The sequence below is a fragment of the Nocardia sp. CNS-044 genome (assembly GCF_059570515.1).
Genome location: NZ_JCANSX010000009.1, coordinates 230,207 through 256,198, shown reverse-complemented (window position 1 = coordinate 256,198; position 25,992 = coordinate 230,207). Strand labels below are relative to the sequence as shown.

The 25,992-nt window shown below is 69.5% G+C and carries 27 protein-coding genes; 10 read left to right on the top strand and 17 right to left on the bottom strand.

Translation table 11 applies throughout. The features are described 5' to 3' along the window. Nucleotides 1–189 precede the first annotated feature (189 nt). The 5 genes from T333_RS23945 to T333_RS23925 all read left to right on the top strand — a co-directional run bounded on the left by T333_RS23945 (nt 190) and on the right by T333_RS23925 (nt 3,805). Complete coding sequence (locus tag T333_RS23945; protein WP_355002307.1) at nt 190–612, top strand: hypothetical protein; 423 nt, start codon at nt 190–192, stop codon at nt 610–612. A gap of 223 nt (nt 613–835) precedes the next feature. Then, nucleotides 836–1,306: a DUF1360 domain-containing protein gene (locus T333_RS23940; protein WP_357248493.1), complete on the top strand. Its 471-nt coding sequence runs from the start codon at nt 836–838 to the stop codon at nt 1,304–1,306. 160 nt (nt 1,307–1,466) lie between these two features. After that, complete coding sequence (locus T333_RS23935) at nt 1,467–2,189, top strand: esterase/lipase family protein (protein WP_496425908.1); 723 nt, start codon at nt 1,467–1,469, stop codon at nt 2,187–2,189. A gap of 40 nt (nt 2,190–2,229) precedes the next feature. Continuing rightward, nucleotides 2,230–2,796, top strand: coding sequence for a hypothetical protein (locus T333_RS23930; RefSeq protein WP_496425907.1), 567 nt, complete (start codon nt 2,230–2,232; stop codon nt 2,794–2,796). Between the two features lie 160 nt (nt 2,797–2,956). Continuing rightward, complete coding sequence (locus T333_RS23925) at nt 2,957–3,805, top strand: LLM class flavin-dependent oxidoreductase (RefSeq protein WP_496425906.1); 849 nt, start codon at nt 2,957–2,959, stop codon at nt 3,803–3,805. Between the two features lie 83 nt (nt 3,806–3,888). Here T333_RS23925 and T333_RS23920 read toward each other — a convergent pair whose 3' ends face one another. From T333_RS23920 to T333_RS23885, 8 genes are all read right to left on the bottom strand, one after another. Further along, a complete protein-coding gene (locus tag T333_RS23920) occupies nt 3,889–4,662 on the bottom strand; it encodes an SDR family NAD(P)-dependent oxidoreductase (RefSeq protein WP_496425905.1) in 774 nt (257 codons plus the stop codon). A gap of 99 nt (nt 4,663–4,761) precedes the next feature. Then, complete coding sequence (locus T333_RS23915; RefSeq protein ID WP_496425904.1) at nt 4,762–5,703, bottom strand: alpha/beta hydrolase; 942 nt, start codon at nt 5,701–5,703, stop codon at nt 4,762–4,764. 132 nt (nt 5,704–5,835) lie between these two features. Then, nucleotides 5,836–6,468, bottom strand: a complete 633-nt coding sequence (locus T333_RS23910) for a TetR/AcrR family transcriptional regulator (protein ID WP_496425903.1) — start codon at nt 6,466–6,468, stop codon at nt 5,836–5,838. 10 nt (nt 6,469–6,478) lie between these two features. Then, nucleotides 6,479–7,972: a flavin-containing monooxygenase gene (locus tag T333_RS23905; RefSeq protein ID WP_496425902.1), complete on the bottom strand. Its 1,494-nt coding sequence runs from the start codon at nt 7,970–7,972 to the stop codon at nt 6,479–6,481. After that, nucleotides 7,969–8,826, bottom strand: coding sequence for an SDR family NAD(P)-dependent oxidoreductase (locus T333_RS23900; protein ID WP_355002316.1), 858 nt, complete (start codon nt 8,824–8,826; stop codon nt 7,969–7,971). The genes T333_RS23905 and T333_RS23900 overlap by 4 nt, the downstream gene beginning before the upstream one ends. Further along, nucleotides 8,810–9,718: an alpha/beta fold hydrolase gene (locus tag T333_RS23895; protein ID WP_496425901.1), complete on the bottom strand. Its 909-nt coding sequence runs from the start codon at nt 9,716–9,718 to the stop codon at nt 8,810–8,812. Before T333_RS23895 ends, T333_RS23900 begins: the two co-directional genes overlap by 17 nt. Beyond that, nucleotides 9,715–11,061 carry a cytochrome P450 gene (locus T333_RS23890; protein WP_496425900.1) on the bottom strand — a complete coding sequence of 449 codons (1,347 nt, stop codon included), beginning with the start codon at nt 11,059–11,061 and terminating at the stop codon, nt 9,715–9,717. The genes T333_RS23895 and T333_RS23890 overlap by 4 nt, the downstream gene beginning before the upstream one ends. Nucleotides 11,062–11,188: 127 nt before the next feature. After that, nucleotides 11,189–11,800, bottom strand: coding sequence for a PepSY domain-containing protein (locus T333_RS23885; protein ID WP_357248527.1), 612 nt, complete (start codon nt 11,798–11,800; stop codon nt 11,189–11,191). A gap of 161 nt (nt 11,801–11,961) precedes the next feature. On the opposite strand from T333_RS23885, the gene T333_RS23880 reads away from it, so the two are divergent. Continuing rightward, nucleotides 11,962–12,312, top strand: coding sequence for a hypothetical protein (locus tag T333_RS23880; protein WP_357248530.1), 351 nt, complete (start codon nt 11,962–11,964; stop codon nt 12,310–12,312). 8 nt (nt 12,313–12,320) lie between these two features. Here the strand turns inward: T333_RS23880 and T333_RS23875 are convergent, their stop codons facing one another. Beyond that, the gene (locus T333_RS23875; protein WP_496425899.1) at nt 12,321–13,520 is read right to left on the bottom strand and encodes a serpin family protein; all 1,200 of its coding nucleotides are present in this window, start codon (nt 13,518–13,520) and stop codon (nt 12,321–12,323) included. Between the two features lie 256 nt (nt 13,521–13,776). On the opposite strand from T333_RS23875, the gene T333_RS23870 reads away from it, so the two are divergent. Both T333_RS23870 and T333_RS23865 read left to right on the top strand, forming a co-directional pair. Beyond that, nucleotides 13,777–14,196, top strand: coding sequence for a YciI family protein (locus T333_RS23870; RefSeq protein ID WP_355002322.1), 420 nt, complete (start codon nt 13,777–13,779; stop codon nt 14,194–14,196). A 15-nt stretch (nt 14,197–14,211) separates the two neighbouring features. Next, nucleotides 14,212–15,489, top strand: a complete 1,278-nt coding sequence (locus tag T333_RS23865) for an RNA polymerase sigma factor (RefSeq protein WP_496425898.1) — start codon at nt 14,212–14,214, stop codon at nt 15,487–15,489. Nucleotides 15,490–15,516: 27 nt separating this feature from the next. On the opposite strand, the gene T333_RS23860 is transcribed toward T333_RS23865, so the two are convergent. Next, the gene (locus T333_RS23860) at nt 15,517–16,809 is read right to left on the bottom strand and encodes an NtaA/DmoA family FMN-dependent monooxygenase (RefSeq protein ID WP_496425897.1); all 1,293 of its coding nucleotides are present in this window, start codon (nt 16,807–16,809) and stop codon (nt 15,517–15,519) included. A gap of 83 nt (nt 16,810–16,892) precedes the next feature. Further along, nucleotides 16,893–17,696, bottom strand: coding sequence for an LLM class flavin-dependent oxidoreductase (locus T333_RS23855; protein ID WP_496425896.1), 804 nt, complete (start codon nt 17,694–17,696; stop codon nt 16,893–16,895). 160 nt (nt 17,697–17,856) lie between these two features. On the opposite strand from T333_RS23855, the gene T333_RS23850 reads away from it, so the two are divergent. Then, on the top strand, nt 17,857–19,008 hold the full coding sequence (locus T333_RS23850) for an AI-2E family transporter (protein ID WP_496425895.1): 1,152 nt from the start codon (nt 17,857–17,859) through the stop codon (nt 19,006–19,008). A 61-nt stretch (nt 19,009–19,069) separates the two neighbouring features. After that, nucleotides 19,070–19,267 (top strand): hypothetical protein, encoded by a 198-nt coding sequence (locus tag T333_RS23845; protein WP_496425894.1) that lies wholly within the window; start codon nt 19,070–19,072, stop codon nt 19,265–19,267. Between the two features lie 94 nt (nt 19,268–19,361). On the opposite strand, the gene T333_RS23840 is transcribed toward T333_RS23845, so the two are convergent. The 6 genes from T333_RS23840 to T333_RS23815 form a co-directional block, all read right to left on the bottom strand. Further along, complete coding sequence (locus T333_RS23840; RefSeq protein ID WP_496425893.1) at nt 19,362–20,300, bottom strand: formylglycine-generating enzyme family protein; 939 nt, start codon at nt 20,298–20,300, stop codon at nt 19,362–19,364. A 326-nt stretch (nt 20,301–20,626) separates the two neighbouring features. After that, nucleotides 20,627–21,931 carry a bifunctional o-acetylhomoserine/o-acetylserine sulfhydrylase gene (locus T333_RS23835; protein WP_496425892.1) on the bottom strand — a complete coding sequence of 435 codons (1,305 nt, stop codon included), beginning with the start codon at nt 21,929–21,931 and terminating at the stop codon, nt 20,627–20,629. Between the two features lie 41 nt (nt 21,932–21,972). Then, the gene (locus T333_RS23830; RefSeq protein WP_496425891.1) at nt 21,973–22,251 is read right to left on the bottom strand and encodes a hypothetical protein; all 279 of its coding nucleotides are present in this window, start codon (nt 22,249–22,251) and stop codon (nt 21,973–21,975) included. Nucleotides 22,252–22,389: 138 nt separating this feature from the next. Then, nucleotides 22,390–23,550, bottom strand: a complete 1,161-nt coding sequence (locus T333_RS23825) for a hypothetical protein (protein ID WP_496425890.1) — start codon at nt 23,548–23,550, stop codon at nt 22,390–22,392. Between the two features lie 238 nt (nt 23,551–23,788). Then, nucleotides 23,789–25,432, bottom strand: coding sequence for an MDR family MFS transporter (locus T333_RS23820; RefSeq protein WP_496425889.1), 1,644 nt, complete (start codon nt 25,430–25,432; stop codon nt 23,789–23,791). Continuing rightward, complete coding sequence (locus T333_RS23815) at nt 25,425–25,922, bottom strand: MarR family winged helix-turn-helix transcriptional regulator (protein WP_496425888.1); 498 nt, start codon at nt 25,920–25,922, stop codon at nt 25,425–25,427. The genes T333_RS23820 and T333_RS23815 overlap by 8 nt, the downstream gene beginning before the upstream one ends. Nucleotides 25,923–25,992 lie beyond the last annotated feature (70 nt).

Genomic DNA, 25,992 nt, shown 5'->3' with positions numbered 1-25,992 from the left:
CCGGTATGTGCGAGCGGATGATGGACATGTTCATGGGTCTGCTCAACATGCTTCCCGGCATGCCGATGATGATGTGATCACTGGAAAAGTCGGCCTCCAGGGCGGATCAGCACCCTGGAGGTCGTTGCCCGACCGAATGCCCGATTCCCAAGTCGACATCCCTTCCCGACTCACCTCGAGGAGCACATCATGGGTATCGCAGCACTGATCACCTGGCTGTTGACCGCAGGCGGCGGCGCGGTCCTGCTCGGCACCTGGATCGCCAAGGGCGGCGCGCGACAGCCAACCGCCAGCCATCTGCCGCCGCCGGTCGTTTTCGGTCACTTCCTGCTAGCCGCGGCTGGCCTCGTCGTCTGGATCATCTACCTGGTAGTGGACTCGACGGCGCTGGCCTGGATCGCGTTCGCCCTGTTGGTGCCCGTCGCCGCCCTCGGATTCGCCATGCTGTTGCGCTGGCTGCCGGTCTATCGCTCCCGCACCGCCGCCGCGGCCGAGGTCATCGACTCCGCTCCGCCGGAACGGCACTTCCCGGTCCCGATCGTGGCCGCGCACGGGGTACTGGCCGTCACCACGGTCGTCTTGGTCCTGCTCACCGCCCTGGGTGTCGGCTAGACATGAGTCGCGCCGCCCTCCGCTACCCGGCCAGCGCATCGTCGGGCTGTCCGAACTCGCCCGCGTCGTCGAGCACTTCTCCCGCGGCCCGCAGGTTCCTTCCGCTGGCGCCACGATCGCTCCCGACTCGCGCCGACCACGGCCGAGGTGCCGCGCGGGTGCGTCCCAGCGGCGCCGTCCATCGACGGAGGCGGGGCGAATCCGCCGACCTGCGGGTGCGTTCATGACGGAGGGCAACCGATCGAGGAGTGGTTACCTCGCGAGCCTGGTGATGTACGCGCTCACCGTGATCGCGGTGGCGATCCTCGGCAGGCTCACCCACCGGAGACTTCCGGAGGCCATGAGTGTGCAGGACCTGGTGACGACCGCGTTCGCGGCCCACAAGCTCTCCCGAACCGTCACCAAAGACGCTGTCGTCGCACCGCTTCGGGCCCCGTTCACGCGCCCGGCCGGCAACGGCGGCCCCGGCGAGGTGATGGAGCGCCCCAAAGCCGAGGACGGCGTCGCGCGCGGCATCGGTCAGCTGCTGACGTGCCCGTTCTGCTTGGACGTCTGGGTGGTGACGGGCTTCACCGTCGGCCACGTCTTCGCGCCGCGCGCGACCCGAATGATCGGTGAATCCCTGGCCGTACTCGCCGGTGCCGACTTCCTGCACCTCGCGTACGCGACCGCCCAGCAGATCGCCGAGCAGTAGACGCTCGATGGGGTCCAGCGGCTCGGCCGCGGCCCGGCGCCGCGGTCGGACCGCGACAGCGGACAAGCCTGCAAGCGGCAGACACGCGGTGACTCGCGGTGACGGCGGCGTGCGTCCATTACTGTCCCCAGGGCACCCCGCCCCTCGAGGAAGCAGGTCGATGGACACCGCGCGAAGGCTGCTCGTCTGTCTGGTTTCGGTCGCGCTCGGTCTCGGCGTTGTGGGCGGACCCGCCGCCGCCGAGCCGGTGCCCGGTGCCGCGCGGAACCCGGTCCTGGTGATCGGCGGGTTCGACGCGAACGTCGGCAAGCTCGAGACCCTGCGGGCCTGGTTGGGCTCGCGCGGCTACACCGCGTACGCGATGGTGCTGCCGGGCACGCCCGCCGCGACCGCGCCGCTGGTCGACTCGGCGCGCGCCGTCGCGGACAAGGTCGCTGAGATTCGTCGCGAAACGGGTTCGGCGCGAGTGGATCTCGTCGGCCACTCGATGGGTGGTCTGGCCCAGCGTCACTACGTGAAGTTTCTCGATGGGCGCGCGGCGGTGGGCATCTACCTCGACTTCGGCACGCCGGAAAACGGCGTGGCTCTCGCGGTGCTGTGCGCACCGTTCTACCCGGGCTGCCGCGACCTGACCCCTGGTTCACCGTTCCTCACCGCGCTCAACGCCGCACCGGCGATTCCCCCCGACCTCCCCGCCTACCACCTGTTCTCCGAGGACGCGGGCGAGGAACGCGAACCGCTGCCCGGCGCGACGAACGCGAGCGTGCAATCGTTCTGCCCGGGCCGCCGGGTGACGCACGCCGACGAACCGATCGACGGCGCCTTTCAAGAGTTGATCGACAGCGCGCTGCGCGGCGAACCCCTGGCCACCGGCTGTCCCTGAGCTGTCGAAAGATGTCCGAAGCCGCTTCTACAATCCCCGCGTGACGCTTACCCTCGCCGACCTCGTCGGCTACACCGATCGTGACCTCGACGCCGACCTGGCGCGGTGGTTTCCCGATGCGACTCCCGTCCAGGTGCCGGAGGAAACCCCGCCGGTGGCAAGGTTTCTCGCGCGCCTCGCGCCCACGGACGCCGCGGCGCTGGCTGCGCTCGACCGCCGGGTGCGCTCGGGCCGCTTGCCGCAGTTCTTGGACATCTTCTCTTGGTCCTACGGTTTCGACTTCAGCGGAAACGATTGTGGGCTCCTCGATTCGGACTACAGCACCGAGCTCACCGACGACGACGTCTACTCGATCGGCGCGGACGGCGGCGGCAATCTGTACGTCGTGCTCACCAATGGTCAAGTGGCCGTGTGGTTTCACGAAGAGGAGGTGCTCGAGGGCGGCACCCGCTTCGACAACCTCGATGTCTTCCTCTGGTCGTTCGTGCGCTACCGCGCCGTGCGCGCGGGGAAACTCGCGCTCTCGGCCGTGGAGGCGGACTTCGTGGCGCTCGGCCAGGACGGCGCGCTCGAGCCGAACCTCGGCCTGCTGAAATACATGAAGTAGGTACGCCCGTTTGTGCGCAAAGATCCGGTGAATCTATAGTGGTCGCAATCCGATTGGTGCTCCCAAGAAGTACAGCCGCAGAACGGGAGACCACGCCTCGATGATCCAGGCGATGGAGTGGGCGGTGCTATTTGCCCACCCATTTTTCTGGAGGAATCCCATGCATATCGGACTCGGATTGCCGATCTCCGACCCCGTTCTTCTGCTCGATTGGGCGCGGCGTGCCGACGCGGGGCCGTTCTCGACGCTCGGCTTGCTCGACCGCCTCGTCTACGACAATCCCGAACCGTTGGTCGCGCTGTCGGTCATCGCCGGAGCGACCAGCCGCGTCAAGGTACAGACCGAGGTGCTGCTGGCCCCGCTGCGGGATACCGCGCTGCTCGCCAAACAGGTTGCGACACTGGACCGTATGTCCGGCGGCAGGCTGGTGCTCGGGCTCGGCGTCGGCGGACGCGCCGACGACCATCTCGCCACCGGCGTCGAACTGCGCACCCGCGGCCGTCGGATGAACGAACAACTCGCGCACCTGCGCGGCCTGTGGTCGGGAGAGCCGTTCGGCGCGGAGTGCGGTCCGATCGGCCCGGCTCCGGTGCGGCCGGGAGGTCCGCCGATCCTGTTCGGCGGCTTCAAGCCCGCCGCCCTGGAACGCGTCGCGCGCTGGGGCGACGGTTTCCTTTCCGCGGTCCCGCCGAACTGGGCGGGCGGGTTGTTCGACTCCGTCCGCAAGTCCTGGCACGACCACGGACGCGACGGCGACCCGCGGCTCGTCGCGCAGGTCAACGTCGCCCTCGGCCCGCAGTCAGTCGTCGACGAAGCCCGCACGGCGATCGGCGCCTACTACGAGTTCAGCGGCTGGGCCGACAACATGGTCGCGGGTCTACGCGCCACTCCCGACGAGATCCGCGCGGCCATAAGGCAATTCGCCGACCTGGGCGCCGACGAGGTGATGCTCTACTGCTACGGCTCCGATCCCGGACAGGTCGACCGCATCGCCGATGTGATCGGCTGATCGAGCACCCGGGCCCGTCGGCGGTATTGCCGACGGGCCCGGAACGCCGCCGCCGGTCCCGGCTCCGGGCGCGGCGCCGTCTGTCAGAACATGCTGTAGCCGCCGTCGATCAGCAGGGTGTCGCCGGTGTGGTAGGCGCTGGCCGGGCTCGCGAGATAGACCGCGACCGCCTCGAAGTCCTCGGGCGAGCCCCAGCGCCGCACGGGAATTCGCGGCTGAACGCGTTCCCTGAAGCGGTCCCAGGCGAAGATGTGCTCGGTCATCGGGGTATCGATCCAACCGGGAAGCACGGCGTTGGCGCGGATGCCGTGCTTGCCGAGTTCGACGGCGATCGAGTTGATCACCGCGATGATGCCTGCCTTGCTCGCGGCGTAGGACTGGCCGCGAGGCACGCCTTGCCTGGCCGCCAGGCTGGCGGTGGCGACGAGGCTGCCGCCCGTGCCCTGGGCAACCATCACCTTCGCGGCCTCGCGCAGGGTGACGAAGGCACCGTCCAGATTGACCGAGGTGACGCGGCGGAACTCCGCCAAACCGGTGTCCAGGAAAGGCGTCATACCTTGTGCCACACCGGCATTGACGAAACAGGAGTCGACGCGCCCGAGTTCGGCGGCGGCGCGCGCGACGGTGTCCACGATCTGCTGCTCCTCGGCGACGTCGCAGACGAGGGGAAGCACGCGGCCGCCGAACTCGCGCAACTCGGCGGCGGCCGTGGCGTTGCGTTCGCCATTGCGACCGACGATGCAAACGTCGGCTCCCGCGCGGGCCAGGCCGCGGGCGAAACCGAGCCCGATCCCGGAGTTGCCGCCGGTGACGACGGCGACTTGGCCGCTGAGATCGAAGGGGGAGGCGTCGGTCATGCGTGGGTCCTTCCGTCGGCGACACTGCCTGTGCTCGAAGGTACCGGTGGCCGACGGGACGGTGACGGCCCCGACGCGGTGCCGGGGCCGTGCGGTCGGTCAGGCGCCTACCGACGTCAGCAGCATGTTCAATGCGTTCTGCATCTGGGCGCGCCAGGCGGGCCAGTCGTGGCCGTGGCCCTCGACGTAGCGCTCGTCGACATTCGCGCCGAGTTGCTGGAGGCGGTCCACGAAGCGGTAGTTTTGCTGGTAGACCGCCGCTTCGACGCCGCCGTTGCGGCCGTAGGAGACGAACAGGGGCTTGCCGGTGAGTTTCGCGGCTTGGCTGTAGGGGTTGTTCTGCTCCCAGATCGCACGCTGGGCGGGGATGTTGTAGTCACCCCAGACGCGTTTCCAGTCGGCGGCGCAGCCCTGGCCGGGCTTGTCCGGGTCGCCGGGAGCGCCGGAAGCGTGCAGCGGGTCGACGTTGCCGCTGAAGGAGGCCGCGGAGCGGAACATGCCCTGGTACTCGGCCGCGAACTTCATCGCGCCGAGGCCGCCCATGGAGTTGCCCGCGATGGCGCGGGTGGTGTTGGCCTTGTAGGCGGATTCCAGGATGGTGCGCACGTCTTCCAAAAGGTACTTCTCCCACGCGGGAGCGCCCCAAGCGCCGTTGTTGTACCAGTCGGAATAGGCGCTGCACCAACTGGTTTCGGGCAGCACGAAGATCGCGTTCTTGTCCTGGGTGAGCGCTTCGAGATCACCCTTGTCGGTCCAGGACTTGTGGTCGTCGAAGCCGCCGTGCAGCACCCAGGCCGTCGGCCAGGTGCGATTGGCGTCCTTGGACCAGCCGGGCGGTAGCAGTAAGCGGACGACCTTGACCGACCAGTCGGGGCCTTCCAGGTTCGGGGAGGAGATGCCGATGTCGAGGATGCGGTCGCTCACGCGCGCCTCCCAGCGCACGATGCCCGCCGCGGCGGCGGGCGTTCGAGGGACGAAAGTCGATGCGACACCAGCCAATACGGCGACGACCGCGAGCGCGATCCGGATCGGTCGAGACACAGGGGATCCTTTCGGTACGAGCTGTCGCAGAGGAAGGTAGTCGAGTACCCGATTCTGCGAATAGCAGTGTTCGTGAAACTGTGAACACTCACCAGACGCGAATTCCTCTGGCGGCTCAGCGCACTCGCTGTGTCAGTCGCGGTCCTCGGGTTCGTAGCGCGGGCCGAGCAGGGCGATGGCGGTCTCTACGGCGACCTCGACGAGATCGGAGACGTCCTCGCCGTCCTCCACGGCGGAGGCGATGAGTTCACGGTAGCCGCCGTAGAGGATGGTGGCGGTTCTGCGAGTCGCTCGATGCACGCCCGGTGCGCCGAATTCCGGTGTGGCGGTGAGGTTCTGGATCAGGCCGACGAACGCGTCGGCGGCCTCGCGGTGCAGTCGCCGCGCGTCCTCACCGAGCGCCGGGGTGTCACGGATCCAGGCGAGGGTGATCGTCCGGTCGGTCTTCGACGCGTCGATCCACGCCTCGATGGCCTGGCGGACCTGCGTTCGCCAGGGCGCGCGAGGATCGACGGCGTCGTAGATCCGCTGAATGGTCTCGTTGTTCCGTTCGGTCAGCAGCGCGATGAAACAGTCCTGCTTGCTGTTGAAGTGCTCGTAGAAGGTGCGCCGCGAGGTGCGCGCGGCCCGGACCACGTCGGCCACCGTGGCGTCGCGGTATCCGCGCTCGCGAATCGCCTCCGCCATCGCGTCGAGCAGCCTGCGCCGGAAGCCGGATTCCGGCGCGGTTTCGGCGGCGGTGGTGGCGGGCTCGGCGCGGGTCACATCGACCAGATTAGTGACCGCCCGGCTCCGCGAGCACGTCGGACCCGGCGCGGTGCGGCGTCGCTCGGGCGAAGCGGAGGGTGCCGTCGTCGATCCGGCCGTGCCGCAGGGTGAGCACGTCTTGGGCGTAGTTCATGCCGAGCCGCCACGGCGCCCGCGTTCCCGCTTTCGGGAACCGGTCCAGCGAGCGCAGGACGTAACCGGCCTGGAAGTCCAGCAGCGGTCTGGCGTCCATCGCCGGGTCGGGCACCGGCACGCAGTGGACGTAGCCGTGCGCGTCCATATGGCGCAACAGCCGACAGACGTATTCGGCGACCAGATCGGCCTTCAACGTCCACGAGGCGTTCGTGTAGCCGATGGTGAACGCGAAATTCGGCACCCCGCCGAGCATCATGCCTTTGTAGGCCATGGTCTGCGGCAACGGGACCTCCCGCCCGTCGACGGAGAGCCGGATGCCCCCGAGCGCGAGCAATCGCAGACCCGTCGCGGTCACCACGATGTCGGCCTCGATCTCCGCGCCGGAGGTCAGCCGCAGCCCGCGTTCGGTGAACCGGTCGATCCGGTCGGTGACCACCGACGCGCTCCCGTCGCCGATCACCCGGAACAGATCGGCGTCCGGCACCAGGCACAGCCGTTGGTCCCAGGGGCCGTAGCTGGGGTTGAAGTGGACGTCCACGTCGTAGCCCGCGGGCAGATGCTTGATCGTCTGCTCGCGGATGAACTTGCGCATCATCGCGGGCCGCCGCTGGCTGAGCTGGTAGATGAGCGTGCTGATGAGCACGTTCTTCCACCGGGTGACGGCGTAGGCGCGGCGCGGACCGAGCAGCGCGCGCAAGCGGGTGGCCACGGCGTCCACGGTCGGGGCGGGCAGGATATAGCTGGGCGAACGCTGCAGCATGGTGACGTGGGCGGCCTCCCGTGCCAGGGCCGGGACCAGCGTCACCGCCGTGGCGCCGCTGCCGATCACGACGACGCGCCGACCCGCGTGGTCGAGGTCGTCGGGCCAGTGCTGCGGGTGCACCACCCGGCCGCCGAAATCCTCGACACCGTCGAACTCGGGGGTGTAGCCGCGGTCGTAGTGGTAGTAGCCGCCGCAGACGTACAGGTACGAGCACGTCATGGTGACCGTCGCGCCCGCGTGCTCTACGGTGAGCGTCCAGCGCGCCGTCCCGCTGTCCCAGGACGCGTCGACAACCTTGTGCCCGAAGCGGATTCGCCGATCGATGCCCGCCTCGGTCGCGGTCGCGCGCACATAGTCGAGTATCGCAGGTCCGTCGGCGATCGCCTTGGCGTCGGTCCACGGCCGGAACCGGTAGCCGAGGGTGTGCATGTCCGAATCCGAACGCACGCCCGGATAGCGGAACAGGTCCCAGGTGCCGCCGATCGCCTCGCGCGCCTCCAGCACGAGGTAGGTCCGGTCGGGGAGAGCCGTCTGCAGGTGGTGGGCGGCGCCGATGCCGGACAGGCCCGCGCCGACGATCACCACGTCGAGATGTTCGGTCATGCCAGCGCCTCGCTCCGGCCCCTGGCCCGCAGCCGACGCTCCAGCATCGCGATCACGGCGTAGTAGTGGGTAGGCGTGATCCGTGCCAGCGCGTCGATGAGGTAGGCGTCCGGCCCGACCAAGATCCGCGCCTTGCCCTGTTCGACGCCTCGGGCGATGATGTCGGCGGCCTTCTCGGGCGACGTGAGGGTGGCCGCTTCGAACTCGGTCGCCAGCTGCTCCTTGCTGCGCCCGAGGCCTTCGGGATCCTTGCGCACCCTGGCATTTCGCGCGATGTTGGTGGTGATGCCGCCGGGGTGCACGTTCACCGCCGAGACACCGGTGCCCCGAAGTTCTTGGCGCAGCGCGTCGGTGAAGCCGCGAACGGCGAATTTCGCGGCGCAGTAGGCGCTTTGGTTCGGCATGCCGACCAACCCGAACACGCTCGACGTATTGACGATCACGCCGCTGTCCTGCTCGACGAGCAGCGGCAGGAAGGCGCGCGTGCCGTTGACCACGCCGTCGAAGTTGATCTGGCGCAACCACTCGTCGTCCTCGGCGTTCGCGTCGAGCACCGACGCGGACACCGCGACCCCCGCGTTGTTGAACACCGCCGCCAACGGCGCGGTCAGCCAGGCCCGCACCTCGTCGGCGAACGCGCGCTGATCGGCCGCGTCGCGAACGTCGAGCACGCGGGTGAGCACGGGACCGGAGAGCGATGCGGCGGTCTCCTTCAGTCCCGCCGCGTCGATGTCGGCGATGGCGACCGGCGACCCCCGGCGGGAAAGATGCTGGGCGAGTGCGCGTCCGATGCCGGAGGCGGCGCCGGTGATCATCGCCGGGTGACCGGACAGGGGTCTAGCGGTTCGAGGCATCGGTGCTCCTGGTTACTGCGGTGCGAATGTGTTCGTCGATGAGGTCGGCGAGTGTCGGCCAGATGCCTTCGGGCAGGTCGTGACCCAAGCCGGTGAGCGTGCGCAGGCGCGCGCCCGCGATGGCGCCGGCGGTGACGGCGCCGCCGGTGGGCGCCACCATCAGATCGCGATCGCCGTGCAGCACCAGCGTCGGCGCGGTCACCGCGCGGAGTTCTCGAGTTCGGTCGCCGGACTTCAAGATTCCCGCGAGCTGGCGGCCGACGCCCGCCGCGGGCCGCGGGTCGCGATCCCACACGAGCGCCGCCGCCGCGCGCACGGCGGCCTCGTCGAACGGATAGCCCGCGGACCCGATGTGCCGGTACATGCGGACGGCGGCGTCCACGTGCTCGGCGCGGGTGCGCGGTGGTCTGCCGAACATGCGCCGCCACGTCGAGAGCGCGGGGCGGCCGACGCGCGGCGCACCGGTCGTGGACATGAGGGAGATCAGCGAGGCGACCCGCTCGGGATAACGCGCGGCGACGGTCTGGGCGACCATGCCGCCCATCGACATGCCGACCAGGTGTACGGAGCCGAGATCGAGCGCGTCGAGCAAGCCGACGGTGTCGGCGGCCAGATCGCCCAGCTCGTATTGCTCGGGATGCCACCGCTTGCGCAGGAAGTCGAGCGGACCCGGCGGTGGGAAGGTCAGATGCGTCGACTCGCCGACATCGCGATTGTCGAAGCGCAGCACCGGATGACCGCGTTCGGTGAGCAGGCGGCACAGGCCGTCGGGCCAGATGTGCAGCTGCTGGCCGAGTCCGGCGATCAGGACGATCGGCGTCCCTTCCGAGTCGCCGAGCCGCTGGTAGGCGAGGTGGACGCCGCGACCGACGTCGACGCGACCCTCGATCATGCCGTCACCTCGGCGGCCTGCGTGTCGGCCGGGACCGCGGGGCGCGGCGGTCGCCTGCGCACGACCGCCCGGCCCTTCTTGGCGGGCACCAGCGCCACACCGCGGAAGTGCGCGCGCTCGTCCGGCGCGGTGGTCGTCTCCAGCGTGAAATCCCTGAGCAGCGTGCGCAGCACGACGTTCATCTCCATCGTGGCGAAGGCCGCGCCGATGCAGCGGCGCGAACCGCCGCCGAACGGGATCCAGGTGAAGGTGCCCGGTCGCACCCCGAGGAACCGGTCGGGGTCGAAGGTGCGAGCTCTTGGGAAGAGCTCCTCGTTGTCGTGCATTAGCCGAATGCTCACCAGCACGTTCTGCCCTTTGGGCAGCGTCCAGCGTCCCAGTGTCATCGACTCGGCACGCACCTTGCGCGCGGTCGCGTCGATCACCGGCCGCACGCGCTGCACCTCGAGCAGTGTCGCTTCGCGCAGCTCCGAGCCGCCCGCGTCGACCTCGGCGACCAAGCGCCGCAAGATCTCCGGATGCCTGCGCAACCGCTCGACGGTCCAGGCCAGCGTCGTCGCGGTGGTCTCGTGCCCGGCGGTGAGCAGGGTGAGCAGTTCGTCGGCGATCTCGCCGTGCGTCATCGCGGAGCCGTCGTCGTAGCGGGCCTGCAACATCATCGACAGCACGTCGTCGCGATCACCCAGATCGGGGTCGGCGGCGGCGCGGGCGATGAGTCGCGCGACGATCTCGTCGTAGTGCTCGCGGTGCGCGGCGAATCTGGCCCACGGCCCGTAGCGGCCGAGGAACTTTCGCGGCACGGGCAAGGCCGCCAGCGCCGATCCGACGAGAACCAGCCGGGGGAGCAGGACGCGCAGCTCCTCGAACTCCCGGCCTTCCGCGCCGAACACCGCGCGCAGGATCACGTTCAGGGTGATCCGCATCATCGAGTCCATCGTCGCGAACTCGACGCCCGAGGGCCAGGTCGCCAGCTCCCGCTCGGTTTCCTCTTCGATGAGCGCTTCGTACACCGCGAGCCGTTTGCCGTGGAAGGGCGGGGTGAGCAGCTTGCGCTGCTTGCGGTGTTCGGCCCCGCTCAGCGCGAAAAGCGAACCGGGACCGAGGAATTGGCCGAGGTTGACATCCAGGTTGTCCGCGACGTCGCTGCCCGCGGTGAACAGCGCCTTGACCTCGGCGGGTTCGGAGATCACCACGGTGCGACCGAATCTGGGCATATAGACCGTGAACGCGGAGCCGTACTTGCGGCGCCAGTGCCGCCAAGCGCCGGTCCGGCCTGCCACGATCGCGAGGCTCTGGACGAGCGGTGGCGTGGAGGGTCCTTCGGGCAGTGTCACGGTGCTCATGCGCCATCTCCCAGCGTGGTACTTCGGCGTACCATTTGCACGGTACGCGCATGTACCAGCCTGTGGCAAGGGTCACATCAGTGCTCAGCGTGCCCGACACGGCGTCGGCGGCACCTCGAATCGAAAATCAGCCCTGGCCGATGCTGACGACAGCTCCGGTGCGGGCGTCCACGTCGACCTCGACCTCCGAACCGTTGGCGCGGACCAGTTCGATCTGCCAGATCAGCAACCCGTCCCGGTTGGTGTCCAGCTCCATCTCGACCAGCTTCGCGCCGGGCTCGCGCTCCGCCGCGGCTTCCAGTGCGCGACCGGCGTCGAATGTCGCGGACTCGACCTTGGCCACGTCGTCGCTGGGCTCGTCGGACCGGCTCTGGGCGACGACTTGTTCGCCGAGTTGGTCGACGAGCACCTTCACCTCGTTGCCGTCGGAGGCCACTTTGACGTCGAAGACCTGTTTGCCGTTGCTGGTCTCGATCTCCACGTCGAAGGCGCGGCCGTTCGGCACGGCGTCGGCCGCGGTCCGCAGCGCGCGCTGCGCCGCCGAGATCGAGGCGGTCTCGGCCGAGCCCTGGCTCGCGGAATCCTGCGTGGTCGGGGTGGCCGGGGTCGCGATCGGAGTCGTCGGAGTGGTCGGGCTCGCGGTCGCGCCGGTATCGCTGTCGTTGTCACCGCATCCGGTGAGTCCGAGCGCGCACACCGCGACTCCCGCTCCCGCGATGATCTGTCGCCACTGACGCATCCCGCACCTCCCGGTCCACACGACCCGCTCGTTTTCGCCCGCGTACCCGGCGAAGGCGGCATCAAACGGGCGTCCGCGCTCCGGAGACGATGACCGGAGGCCGGTTCCGGACGGCGCGTCGCTGACGAATAGGACGGACTCCGGTGGGCACCATTGCTGGTATGGGAGATCCGAGGTCGGAGCTGACTTATGTGGTCGAGATCTCGCTACCGGGCCGATTGGAGGAACGGTGGTGGCGGGTCAGCAATTCCGGCACGCCCGCGCAGACAGCGGCGGCGCTGTCGGAGTTGGCGACGCGGATCTACCGTGATCTGCTCGGGCCGGGCGCGGGCGGTCTGCACCGAGGTCGGTGCTGGTATCACTGCCTGGTGTGCGGGCCGGACGGCACGGTGCTCGACGAGGTCGAGGGTTTGGTGCAGGCGTTCCTGCTGTCCGGGGAGTTGCGGACGGTGTCGGCGACGATCACCGCGCGGGCGCGCCGCCTGCGCGCCCAGCGGCGCGACGTCGGCTGACGCGCCGATCACCGCACGAGTCGAGGAACCGGCACGGGCTCCGCATTCGGTTCCGGAGCATCGGCCGCAGTGGCCACCCATCCCGCGACCACGGCCATCCCGCTCGGGCGGTGGACGGCGAGGAAGCCGAACGGCCGGTCGAAGTCCACCTCCAACACGGTGGTGTGGCGCTGCTCGGGCAGGGCGGGCGGCCCGCCTGGCGCCACCATGAACGCGGTGACGGCCGCGGCCTCGAACCCCTCGCGATCGAACTTGGCGAGCACGTCCTGGGCGCCCTCCGCGATCGCCAGTGGCGCGGGCGACATTCGCGGGAAATGTCCGCTGCCCTTGTCGCTCGCCGCGCGCAAGCCGAACAGGGCGGCCTGCTTCATGAGGTCGTGCTCGGAGCGAATCGCGAAGGGCGGCAGGCGAACCTCGAGGCGGTCGCGCTGTTCGTAGCCGAACACCTGACGCGCGGTCAACCCCGGCGCGACGGGCCCGGTCTCGAGCCCGGTGCGGTAGGGCACCGACCCGCCGAGCGCGGCCAACCCGGTGGCGAGGACCTCGGCGGGACTGTCGGAGCCGATGAGCAGATGCACGTCGAGGTCGGCCTTCCCGGCCACGACCAGCCGTGTCACCGGCCGTTCGTCGTCCAGCACGGCCACCTTGCGCAGGTCGTGGTCGGTGCGGGTGAGCGCGACAAGTCGGCGGCCCCGCCACGGACCGGCTTCCGGTGACATGACGGTGTCACGGAACGGCAAGCGCCAGCTCGTTTTGGCGGCCAGCGCGGTGGCCAGGACCAGCAGCGTGTCGGAGGTGACGTTCAGCGGAAAGCGTTCGATCAAGCCGTTGGTGTGCCGCCGCGCCCACTCGTCCAGCTCGGGCTGACCGGTCAGCAGGTCGACCGTGCCGACCGGCAGCGCGGCCAGCCACTCGTCGCGCAGCGGAAGGTCTCGACGGACCCAGATGCCCAGCGCCGCGGACAGGTCGACGGCGTCGGCGAGGATGTCGAGCGTCCGCAGTGCCGCCTGCAGCGCCGTGTCGGCGGGCAGACCGATGGCGGCTTCCAGTTCCGATCGCGCGGGTTCGTCGGCGGCGTCGGCCAGCAGTGCGAGCAGTGGCCAGAGCCCGGCTCCGGAGACGACGAAATCGCCCTCGCCCGCGGCGGCGCACCACCGTGCGGTCAAATCGTTGACGGCGCCGACGTGTGGCGTCGAAAAGGTCTGCACCGCACCACGATACCGATTTCTCGCGGAGTCCCGTACGCGTCGCCTCGCGCCCGACCCAAGCGGCTCGTCGGGCGTCGCCGCAACTGCGCGCGACGGTCCGATGATCGCCGACCGCACCCGTTCGTCGACAGCGCGTCATATGCTGCCCGCGATCGCCGGAAAAAAGTTCGGCGCCGATGTCGATCCGTGGCGATCCCCGTTCGACCTATGGGCGAGAGGGTCCACGAGGGACCCGCACAGCACAGGGAGACAGACCATGAAGTACATGCTGATCATGCGCGCCACCGACGAGGCCTACAAGGCGATGGGCGAGATCGACTTCGACAAGATGCTCGAGACCATGGGGCGGTTCAACGACGAGCTGATCCGCGCGGGCGTGCTGCTGGCCGCGGAGGGCCTCGAGGACGCCGCCGAAGGCGTTGTCGTCGACCACTCCTCGGAGACGCCCGTGGTCACCGACGGCCCCTACGGCGAGACGAAGGAACTGTTCGGCGGCTTCTACATCCTCAACGTGGCGTCGAAGGAAGAGGCCATCGAGTGGGCCAAGCGGTTGCCGATCACCGGCCCCGGCTTCAAGACCGAGATTCGCCGTGTCCCGACGATCGACGAGTTCCCGCAGGACAACGTGTGGATCCAGAAGGAGCGGGCGTGGCGCGAAGCCACCGGCCAGCTCTGAGCGGGCCGACCGGCGATGGCCGACCACACCGGCCGTGAGGCCGTCGCCGCCGTCTGGCGGATCGAGTCCGCGCGGATCGTCGGCGCGCTCGCGCGCTACACCGGCGATTTCGCGCTGGCCGAGGACCTCGCCCAGGAGGCGCTGGCCGAAGCGCTGGTGACCTGGCCGCGCGAGGGAGTGCCGCGCAACCCCGCCGGATGGCTGCTGACTGTCGGCAGACGTCGCGCCATCGACGCGTTTCGCAGGCGTTCCGCCCTCGACCAGAGGTACGCCGCCCTGGCCGGTGAGCTGGGCGAGGGCGGCGCCGCCTCGGGCGGTGCGCCCACCGAGCAGGCCGGGGACGTGCTCTGGGACCCGGACCAGATCGATGACGACGTACTCGCGCTGATGTTCATCTCCTGCCACGAGGTGCTGCCGCGGGAGGCGCGAATAGCGCTCACGCTGCGGGTGGTCGGCGGTCTCACCAGCGACGAGATCGCCAAGGCGTTCCTCGTACCGACCGCGACCGTGCAGGCGAGGATCACCAGGGCGAAGAAGACCCTGGCTGCCGCGCGAGTGCCGTTCGCGTTGCCCTCGGCCGAGGAGCGGCGCGCGCGGCTCGGATCGGTGCTCAGCGTGATCTACGTGATCTTCACCGAAGGGTCGACGGCCAGTTCCGGCGACGATCTGATCCGGCTCGATCTGGCGAGCGAGGCGCAGCGCCTCGCTCGGGTGCTCACCAGGCTGGTGCCGAACGAACCCGAGACGCACGGCCTGCTCGCGCTGCTCGAACTGACCGCGGCGCGGTTCCCCGCCCGCACCGGCCCCGACGGCCAGCCGGTGCTGCTCGAGCACCAGGACCGCCGTCGCTGGGACCACGGCGCGATCCGGCGCGGCCGCGCCGCCCTAGCCCGTGCGGAGCGGCTCGGCCGCGGCCTCGGCGCCTACGGGTTGCAGGCGGCGATCGCGGAATGCCATGCCGTCGCGCCGTCGGTGAACGAAACGGATTGGGAACGTATCGTTCTCGTCTACGAGGCGCTCGGCAGACTCGCGCCGTCCCCGGTGGTCGACCTCAACCGGGCGGTCGCGGTCGCCATGGCGCAGGGGCCCGCCGCGGCGCTGCCGATCGTGGACGAACTGGTAGCCGCTGGGGCACTGGCGAATTCGCACCTGCTGCCGAGCGTGCGCGGCGAACTGCTCACGCGGCTCGGTCGGGCGGACGAGGCCCGCGACGAACTGAAGCGCGCGGTGCGGCTGTGCGCCAACGAACGGGAACGGTCGATGCTGGAAGACAAACTCGCCGCCCTGGGGTGAACGAATTCCCGACGGGCGCGGCGGGATTCACTCCGGCAGCGGCGGCAGTTCCAGATTCGCGCGGAACGTGTCGCCGACGTAGTCGGTGCCGACGATGCCGCGGCGGCGCAGCTCGGGCAGCAGTCCGTTGCGGAGGAAGTCGCCGGTGCGCGGGTCGTCCAGGCCGCCGAGGGCGACGACGTCGAGGACACCCGCGTCGTAGCGTTCCGCGATGGCGTCGGCGAGCTGCTCCGGGGTGCCCGCCGCAGCCCAGTGGCCGGTGTCTTTGGCGGCGATGATCAACTCCCGCAAAGTTTTTCCCGACCTGGCGAAGCCGGTGAAGATCTCGACGCGTCCGCGTCGGCGGTGCACCGCGCCGATGTCGGGCAGCAGCCGCTCGGGGATCGGTTTGTCGAGCGGAAGCTCGGACAGGTCGATATCACCGCCGAGCATGTCGGCCAAGGCGATTCGCCCCGCCTCGAAGTCGGTGGCCTCTTCCCGCTCCCGGACCGCGGCGCGCGCCTCGGCCTCGGTGGCGCCGTAGGTGGCGTGGAAGGAGCTCATGACGAGCGGAAGCCCCTCCGCGCGACCGAGTTCGGCGGCGCGGGCCCGGATCCGCTTGGTGTAGGTGACGGCGTCTTCCAAGGTGGGCAGCGAAGTGAAGACCACCTCCGCGAAGCGCGCGCCGAGCTCGACGCCGCCCTCGGATTGACCGGCCTGGAACTGCACCGGCCGTCGCTGCGGCAGCGGCGGAATGTTCAGCGGACCGCGCACGGTGAAGTACCGGCCCGCGTGGTCGATCGGTCGCACGAGTTCGGGACGCAGCACCGCGCCGCCGCGGCCGTCGGGAGTCAGCGCCCCCGGTGCCCAGCTGTCGAACAGGGCGTTGACCACCGCGAGCGATTCGGCCGCCCGCGCGTACCGTTCCTCCGGGCTCGGCAGCTCCTGGTCGCCGTAGTTCTCCTCGCCCACCGAGGAGGTCACCGCGTTCCATGCGGCGCGCCCGTTGCTGACGTGGTCGAGGGTGCCGAACAGGCGGGCCAGGTTGTACGGGTGGTGGAAGGTGGTCGTCACCGTCGCGATCAACCCGACGTGCGAGGTCACCGCCGCCAGCGCGGACACGAAGATCAGCGGTTCCTGCGCGCCGATCGCGCCCTGCGCGCCGAAGCTGAGCAGGTCCGCGGCGAACAGCGCGTCGAACTTCTCGGCCTCCGCGAGCTTCGCGATCTCGACCGCCTGCGCCAGCGTGGACCGTCGCGGATCCACCGCCGCGGCGTACACCTCGGGCGAGCCACTGACCCCGGTGACGAGTTTCAAAGGCCGTCGTCCGCGCACGCTCATGGGTCCGACGCTATTGTCGCGCACGCGCACGGGCACGGGTTCCGCTCATCGAGAGTCCAACCACCGCAACATAATCGGGTGTGTCAGTGCGGTCCCCGGTCGATGAGAGCGAACGCCTCGGCGCGCGTGCAGATCTCGGGCAGCTGGCGCAGCCACCAGGTGGCTCCGGCCCGCTCGTAGGCGTCGCGTTCCTTGTCGCGCTCCGGCGGGACGGCGATGGCCACTTCGTAGCCGGTGAGGTCGGTGCGGTAGTCCGCGATCACCGCGAGCATCTCGGTGAGTTCGCCGGGCGACGCTTCCGGGCACAGACCGTCGTAGCGCGCGGCCCGGCGCAGAGGCGCGCCGCGCACGGACTGCGCCGCCACCCAGATCGGAATGCGGGGGCGCCGCACCGGACGGGGCAGGAAACGCAGATCGTCGACGCGGTAGCGGGGACCGTCGTGCCGGATCTCGTCGCCGCTCCACAGCGCGGTGATCACGTGCAAACTTTCGTCGAGCAGCCGGGCCCGCTCGCGCGGCTCGGTGGCCTCACCGAGCTTGCTCAATTCGCCACCGGTATCCGCACCCGAGCCGACGCCGAGCACGAACCGGGCGTCGCTGAGCTGATCGAGCGCCACGGCCTGCCGGGCGACGTCGTGCGGCCGCCGCCGCGACAACGGCGTGACCCGCGGCCCGATCGTCACGCGACGGGTCGCCAGAGCCATGGCGGCCAGCGCGATCCAGGCGTCGCACACCGCGAGTCCCGGCCGGTGCGGACGCACCACGTGATCCCAGACGAAGACGCCGTCGAACCCGGCCTGCTCCGCCTCCGCCGCGAGATCGGCCAGCACCCGCGGGTCGGCGAGCTCACCGAACGGCGGCAGATACACCCCGCACCGAAGGCTCATGGCGCCAGCATAGGCACCGGCGACCGCGCCGATCTCACCCGAAACGTGTGAAGCGCCGTGGCGTCGGCGGACTTAGCGTCGACCACGGCGGCGCATCGAAGAGCGGAGGAGCGCGCATGGCTGGACACCCGACCGCGATCGCGGGGGAGGTCGTCGCGAGTTGACCGAAGGCGGGCCAGGGGAGAAGCGATCGCCTCGAACCGGACAGCCGCGGAACGCCGAACCACCGGCAGGGACCGCGGGAGCCTGGGCGATCCCGCGCGGCCTCATCGTGCTGCTGGCCGCGGCGAGCGCCGTAGGCGCGATCGCGGGCATCAAGATCTTCGCGAGCATTCTCGCCCCGGTCTTCCTCGCGCTGATGCTGACCATCGCCGTCCAGCCCCTCCAGTCCTGGGCGCGGCGGCGTGGCTGGCGGCCCTGGGCCGGAATGATCGTGGCACTCATCGCTGTCTGGTCGATCCTGATCGTGCTGATCGGCGCGTTGGTGGTGTCGGCAGCGCAGCTGGCCACCGAACTGCCCAACTACACCGACCGGGTCGACGAGCTGCTGGACGGTGTACGCCGCGCGCTGGCCGACGCCGGGGTGAGCCCCGAGGAGATTCAGAACCTGCTGAGCTCGGTCGACATCGGCAAACTCGTCGAAGTGCTGGAGTCGGCACTGCGCGGTCTGCTCGCCGTCTTCTCCAACCTGTTCTTCGTACTCGCGCTACTTGTGTTCATGACGCTGGACGGCATGGCCATCGGCGCGAAGATGGCGGTCGTCGAGCGCGTCCGGCCCGAGATCGCCTACGCCATCGAGGCCTTCGCGCAGGGGACGAGGAAATATCTGATCGTCTCGACGGTGTTCGGTCTCATCGTCGCGGTGTTCGACGGCATCGGATTGTGGTTGCTCGGCGTGCCGCTACCGATCCTGTGGGCGCTGCTGTCGTTCATCACGAACTACATCCCGAACATCGGATTCATCGTCGGGTTGGTGCCGCCCGCGCTGCTCGCCCTGCTCGACGGCGGTGTCGGGCTGATGATCTGGGTGATCGTGCTGTACAGCGTGATCAATTTCGTCATCCAGTCGGTGATCCAGCCGAAGTTCGTCGGCGACGCCGTGGGGTTGAGCGTGACGGTGACGTTCCTGTCGCTGGTGTTCTGGTCCTGGGTGCTCGGCCCGCTCGGCGCGCTGCTGGCCATCCCGCTCACCCTGCTGACCAAGGCCGCCCTGCTCGACATCGACCCCACCACGCGCTGGGCGAACGTGCTGATCGCCGAGAAGGCCCCCGACGTCGAGGATTCGAAAAGCGCCGAGGACCGGTCCACCTGACATGCGAACTCACCCGCGACGGGTGACGAACAACCGGTGAAACGCCCTCAGCGTGGACAGGATGGCCGAAGTCCTTGGCGATTTGCTTCCGCTGGCGATCGGAGTCGCGATCTCGCCCATTCCGATCATGGCCGCGATCCTCATGATCCTGTCGACGAACGCGGCGGGCGCGGGCAATGGATTCGCGATCGGATGGGTCGCGGGCATCGTGGTCGCGACATCGGTCGTCGCGCTCGCCGCGGGTTCGCTCGGCGGCTAGGTCGTGGGTCAGGGTCGCCGTCGGCGTCCTGCTGCTGGTGCTCGCGGGGCAGCAGCTGGCCGGTTTTCGAGGACCGATGAGATCGGGCGGCGGCTCAATCCTTCGCGACGCGGAAGCCGAGGTTGCCCGTCGAGGAGACCGGTTCGCTGCCCTGGCGCGCGGAGACGCGGTACCGGCGGCAGTAGGAGAGGTGGCAGAGGTAGGAACCGCCGCGCATGACGCGTCCAGCTCCCCTGGTGGGCCCGGTCGGGTTCTCGCTCGGGCTGTGCCGGTAGTAGCCGGGGGCGAACCAGTCGGCGCACCACTCCCACACGTTGCCGGTGACGTTGTGCAGGCCGAAGTCGTTGGGCGCGAACGCGTCGACCGGCATGGTGCCCAGATGCGCTCCGGGGTCTGTGCGCGGGAAGCGGCCGTGGAAGACGTTCATCCTGTGCTCCCCGCCGGGCTCGAGGTCCGGTCCCCAGGGAAACGGATCGGCGGACCCGGCGCGCGCGGCGTACTCCCACTCGGCCTCCGTCGGCAGGCGCGTGCCCGACCACACGCAGAAGGCCTGGGCGTCGTCCCAGGAGACGTGGACCACCGGGTGGTCCCCAATGTCATCGATGCCCGAATCCGGCCCGAAGGGGTGCCGCCAGTCCGCGCCCTCCACCTGCCGCCACCACGGCGCGCCGACGACGCTCCTCGTCGGCGGCGTGTCCTCCGGCAGCTGACCCGCGAAGACGAACGACCAGCCGTAGCGTTCGGCGTCGGTGCGGTAGCCGGTGGCGTCGGCGAACGCCGCGAAACCGGCATTGGTGACGGTGTATTTGTCGATGGCGAACGCGTCGACGGTCACTTCGTGGCGTGGCCCTTCGCCGTCGCCCGGATAGGCCCACGCGCTGTCGTCGCCCATGAGGAACGTCCCGCCGGGAAGGGGCGCGAGCGAGGCGGGAGGACGGCCACCTTCGTGCGCGGTGGGCGTGGCGGTCGCGGTCGACCGTCGAGCGGTCGGTGCGCAGCAGCCCGCGGTCTGGTTGTATAAGCGGTGTTCCATGGCCGTCCTCTCCCGCTTTTCTGCGGACCAGACCGTCCCGTCACACTGTCGCGGGTCGGCGGCCGAGCCATGGAAGGCCGGTCCACACCGGGCGGAATCAGGTGAATTCCGTCGAAACAGCAACGTCGCCAGGATAGTAGCTCGGAGTGCGCTGCATAGGCGTATGCCGACGCTGTGCAGCAGGTTCTGGCGCGGTACCGCGAGAGCTGACCTTCGACACGACAGCGCCCCGGGATGGTTGCCCCGAGGCGCTGCCGTTTCCTACCCGGCCCGAGTGTCCCTTCCGATGACCAAGTGGTAGCTGTGTTCGCACACCGGCGAATCGGTCAGACGGCGGCGAAACCGGTGCGCAAGTCGGCGAGGATGTCGTCGATGTGCTCGATGCCGACGGCGAGCCGGACCAGGCCCGGGGTGACGCCAGCGGAGAGCTGCTCCTCGGGAGTCAGCTGGGAGTGGGTGGTCGAGGCCGGGTGGATCACCAGCGATCGCACGTCGCCGATGTTGGCGACGTGGCTGTGCAACGTCAGTGCCTCCACGAAGCGCTTGCCCGCGTCCACTCCGCCCGCCAGTTCGAACCCGACCACCGCGCCGACGCCCTTCGGCGCGAGCGCGCGGCCCCGCTCGTACCACGGTGAGGAGGGTAGACCCGCGTACGACACCGAGGTGACTTCGGGGCGCGCCACCACGAATTCGGCTACGGCTCGGGCGTTCTGGACATGCCGTTCCACGCGCAAGCTCAGCGTCTCCAGCCCCTGGCTGATGAGGAACGCGTTGAACGGCGAGATGGCCGCGCCGAGATCGCGCAGCAGCTGCACGCGGGCCTTCAGCGCGTAGGCGGGCGCGCCGAGGTCGGCGTAGCGGACGCCGTGGTAGCTGGGGTCGGGTTCGGTGAAGCCGGGGAATCGGCCGCCGGTCCAGTCGAACCTGCCGCCGTCCACGATCACGCCGCCGATGGCCGTGCCGTGACCGCCGAGGTACTTGGTGGCCGAGTGCACCACGATGTCGGCGCCGTGCGCGAGCGGCTGGATCAGGTACGGCGTCGCGACCGTGTTGTCGACGATCAAAGGGACGCCAGCGCCGTGCGCGACCACCGCGACGCCGGGGATGTCGAGGATGTGGTTCTGCGGGTTGGAGATCGTCTCGCCGTAGAGCGCCTTGGTGTTCGGCCGGATCGCCGCACGCCACTGGTCGAGATCGTCCGGATCCTCCACGAAGGACACCTCGATGCCGAGCTTGGGCAACGAGTACCGGAAGAGGTTGTACGTGCCGCCGTACAGGCGCGGGCTGGACACGATGTGGTCGCCCGCCGAGGCCAGGTTCAGGATCGCGAAGGTCTCCGCGGCCTGCCCGGAGGCCAGCAGCAGTGCGGCGACACCGCCTTCCAACGCCGCGATGCGCTGCTCCACCGCGTCCTGGGTCGGGTTCATGATGCGGGTGTAGATGTTGCCCGCTTCGGACAATCCGAACAGCGCGGCCGCGTGCTCGGTGTCGCGGAACGTGTACGAGGTGGTCTGGTAGATCGGCAGCGCCCGCGCGTTGGTCGTGCCGTCGGGCACCTGGCCGACGTGGATCTGCTTGGTTTCGAAGCTCCACGCCTGGGTGGGGTCGGCGGGCTGCGGGGATGCGGTCATCGAGTGCTCCAATGCGAGAAGGTCCGAATGCGGGCGGAAGGTCAGGCGGTGATGAGCGTGGTCTCGACCGGGGTCGGCGCGGTCGAGAGATCCAGGACCGGGCAGTGCGCGTCCACGGCTCGCTGGAGTTCGGCACCGCGTTCGGCGGTCTGCGGCCCGGTGCTGCGGACCGTGACGCGCACGGCCTGGAAGCCGCCGACCGTGCCTTCCGGCACACCCGACGCACGAAAGATCACCCGCGCGTTGGCGGGGTCCTGCGCGACCGCCCGCGCGGTGGCTTCCGTGATGCCGTTCGACGACGTGCTCACATTCGCTGTCACGGCTACCGACGGTAGGAACCGGCCCGCGTCGTGGCGAGAGTTACATTCCCCGTGAGCTGAAAGGTAGCTGCCGGCGCTTCGCCGCGCCTTGCGCACGTCGTCGAGTTGCCTTGCGAGCCAGGCGCTTTGCCGCAGCGCTCAGCGGTGCCCGCCGTGATCGTGGGAGCAGGTGTCGGTGCGACGACCGTCCGCGCCGGTGGCCGCCTGCCCCGCGCCGTGACCTTCCAGAGCCGCGAACGGCCCACACTGGTGGGCGGTGATCCAGACATGGACCATCGGACTGCCCGCGCCGGGGTTGACCGAGTTGGGCGGGCAGTTGCCCTGGGCGTCGGTGACCCCGGCGACCTGCGGACCGTTGTCGCCCGCCCGCCAGCAGAGGTTGTCGTGGACGTGCCACTGCATCAGCGGCCCGCCGTAATCCACCAGCTCGGGGTCGTCGATCTTCTTCCCCTTGGCGATGTACATCGCCGAGACCAGGGTTCGATCGGCGCCGTCGACCCGGTAGACCAGCGACTCCGGGTAGGCGGCGTCGAGGAACCGGTCGTCGCGGATGTAGCCGGTGTTGATGTAGTGCTCGTAACCGGTGGCCGAGTCGCCGATGGAGCGGAAGCCCAGTGCGCCGATGGAATCGACGTCGGCGAACGCGGGCAGCTGGTCGAGGGTGCTGCGAATCAGGGCGGTCGCGCGCTGCTCCTGCGCGGCGGTCGCGCCCGGCACGCCGGACACGTCGATCGGGGTAGCCGGATCCCACGGCCGCGGCCATGCGGCGCCTGTTCCGTGGTCGTGGTCGCTGTGCTCGCCGCCCGCGGCATGGGTGTGGTCGCCCTCGCCGTGGCTGTGCACGTGTCCGGCGCCGCCGAGCATCGCCGCGACGGCTAGGACACCGGCCAGACCGGCGGCGGTCGCGGTGGTTACCGCGGGCAATGTCGCCCCGGGGCGAACCAGAGCGACGGCCGCACCGGCGATCGCGAGCACCCCCAGCGCCGCGCACGTGCTGTCGAGGAACTGCGGCGCCTCCGCCGTGCCGAGACCGTCGGGCCACGGCAGCCCCGCGAACCGGGTGTACCCCCAGATCCCCACCGCGACGAGATTCACCCCGATCACCGTGAGCGGCACGGCCTTTCGCGCGCTCACCGACGCCAGCAGCCCGGCCGCGCACTGTGCCGCCGCCAGCACGACCATCAGCCGGGCGAGGGTGGCGTGCTCGGTGTGCAGTCCCGCGGCGAACAGGTGCAACGCACCCGCCCCGACCGACGCCACACCACCGAGCAGCAGGAATCCGTTCCGCCCACCAGCCATGCGCCTCTCCTCTCGTATTCCGCGGATGCTACTGCGCCGGATCGCGTTCTGGCTCCGAGAACTCGTGAGAGAACTCTGTGGTTTCCGAGCCTAGGCCGGGGAGGTTGCAGAACGTGGACTGCAGGCAGGGGCTTCCGGAGTGGGTGGTGACTGTCGATCGAATCGGTGCCGTCCTGTCGCGAAGGGGCGGCACCCGGGAGATGCCCGGATGCCGCCCCTGTCGGGAACAGGTTGGTGCTCAGTGCTGCAATGCTCGCACCTTGTCCTCGTTCCGATCGACCGTCGCTTCGGTGACCGGGGGAGTGTCCTCCGCGTTCGCACGCATCGGATCCAACACCGGATCGATGTCGATCGTGTTGCGCAGCGGGCGATTCGGCAGCAGCGCGGTGGCGATCAGCGCGACGACCGTCGCCAGCGCGGCGATCAGGAAGATGCGGCCGGTCGCGTCGCCGTAGGAGGTGCGCACGATCGTCGCGACGGGTCCGGGCAGCGCGTCGAGATTCAGGTTGCTGCCGCCGGAGGCGCCGGTGTGGATGCCCAGCTTGGCGAATCCCTCCGTGGACAGCTCGCTCACCCTGGTGGCCAGCACCGAACCCAGAACCGAGACGCCGATCGCACCGCCGAAGGTGCGGAAGAACGCGACACTGCTGGACGCCGCGCCGATGTTCTGCACGCTCACCGTGTTCTGCACGGCGAGAAGGAGATTCTGCATCATCATGCCGACGCCGAGACCGACGATGACGGTGTACGCGCCCACCAGCCACAGGTTCGTCGCGTGGTCGATGGTCGACAGCAGCGCGAACCCGACCACGAGCAGCGCGCCGCCCGCGACCACGAACCGCTTCCACTTGCCGAAGCGGGTGATCAGCTGTCCGGAGCCGACCGAGGCGATGAGCATGCCGATGACGAGCGGGATGCTCAGCACGCCCGCCGCGGTCGGTGAATAGCCGCGCGCCGTCTGGAAGTACTGGCCGAGGAAGGTAGTCGCGCCGAACATGCCGACCCCGACCGCGATCGACGCGAGGATCGCCAGGCCGGTCGTGCGTTCGGTGACGATCGGCAGCGGGATGATCGGCGACTTCGCGCGGGCCTCCACCCACACGGTCGCCACGAGCAGCAGCACGCCCGCGCCGACATACAGCGCCGACTCCCGCGAGACCCACTCGTAGTAGCCCGCCTTGCCCGCGAACGACACCCAGATCAGCAGCACCGAGACGCCAGCTGTGAGCAGCGCGGCACCGAGCCAGTCGATCGAGACGTCCGTTTTGCGTTCGGTGGGCAGCCGCAGGGTCCGGTGCAGCAGCATCAGGGCGATCACGGCCAGCGGCACGCAGACGAAGAAGCACCAGCGCCAGCCGAGCGGGCTGTCGACGATGACGCCGCCGAGGATCGGGCCGCCGGACATCGACACCGCCATCACCGCGCCCATGTAGCCGGAGTACCTGCCGCGTTCGCGCGGCGCGACGATGGTGCCGATGATCGCGACGGCCAGCGCCGTCAGTCCGCCCATGCCGACGCCCTGGATCACCCTGGCGACCAGTAGCAGCGCCACATTGTGGGCGAATCCGGCGATGATCGAGCCGATCACGAAGATGACGATCGCCGACTGCACGAGCAGCTTCTTGTTGAACAGGTCGGAGAACTTGCCCCAGATCGGGGTGGATGCCGCGTTGGCCAGCAGGGCCGTGGTGATGACCCACGCGTACGCCGTCTGCGATCCCTCGAGATCGCCGATGATCGTGGGCAGCGCGGTGGCGACGATCGTGGTGCTCAGCAGAGCGGTGAACAGCGCGGCCAGCAGGCCGGTCATCGCCTCGAGGACCTCGCGATGGGTCATGGCGGCCGGATCGCGCCGCACGGGCGTCTCGACTGAACTAGACATCTGCTCCCTGACTCTCCTTCGAAACCGGCTGGGGGTGCGCCGTTCCCGCGTGCTGCGCGTGCGCGGCGAGCGAATTCCTGAGCTTGCGTACCGACTCACAGGCCTGCTCAGCGTCGTCCTCGCTCCAGTCGGCTAGGGCGGTTTGCAGGCCGCGCGCCCGCGACGCCCGCACCCGGCCGAGCAGTTCGCGGCCCTCGTCGGTGACCTGGATGAGGGTGGCCCTGCCGTCGCTCGGGTCGGCGTGGCGGCTGATGTAGCCCGCGCCGACCAGCTCGGTGACGTGCCTGCTCAGCGCGGACGCGCTGATGCACAGGTCCACGGCCAAGTCGACCTGGCGGCAGGGGCCCTTCGATTCGAGCGTGCCGAGCACGCCGATGCCGCCGGGTAGTAGTTGCCCTTCTTCCGGATGAAGTAGGGCGATCCGGATGGCCCTGCCGATGAGGTAAAGCTCCTTGATCAGGCTTTGCGCCGTATCGGGTGATACCGGCATGTTCGCTCCCCGCACGAGAAAGTTTGCTTGCAGTCAGCAACTATATTTCATTTGCTTGAGCTAAGCAACT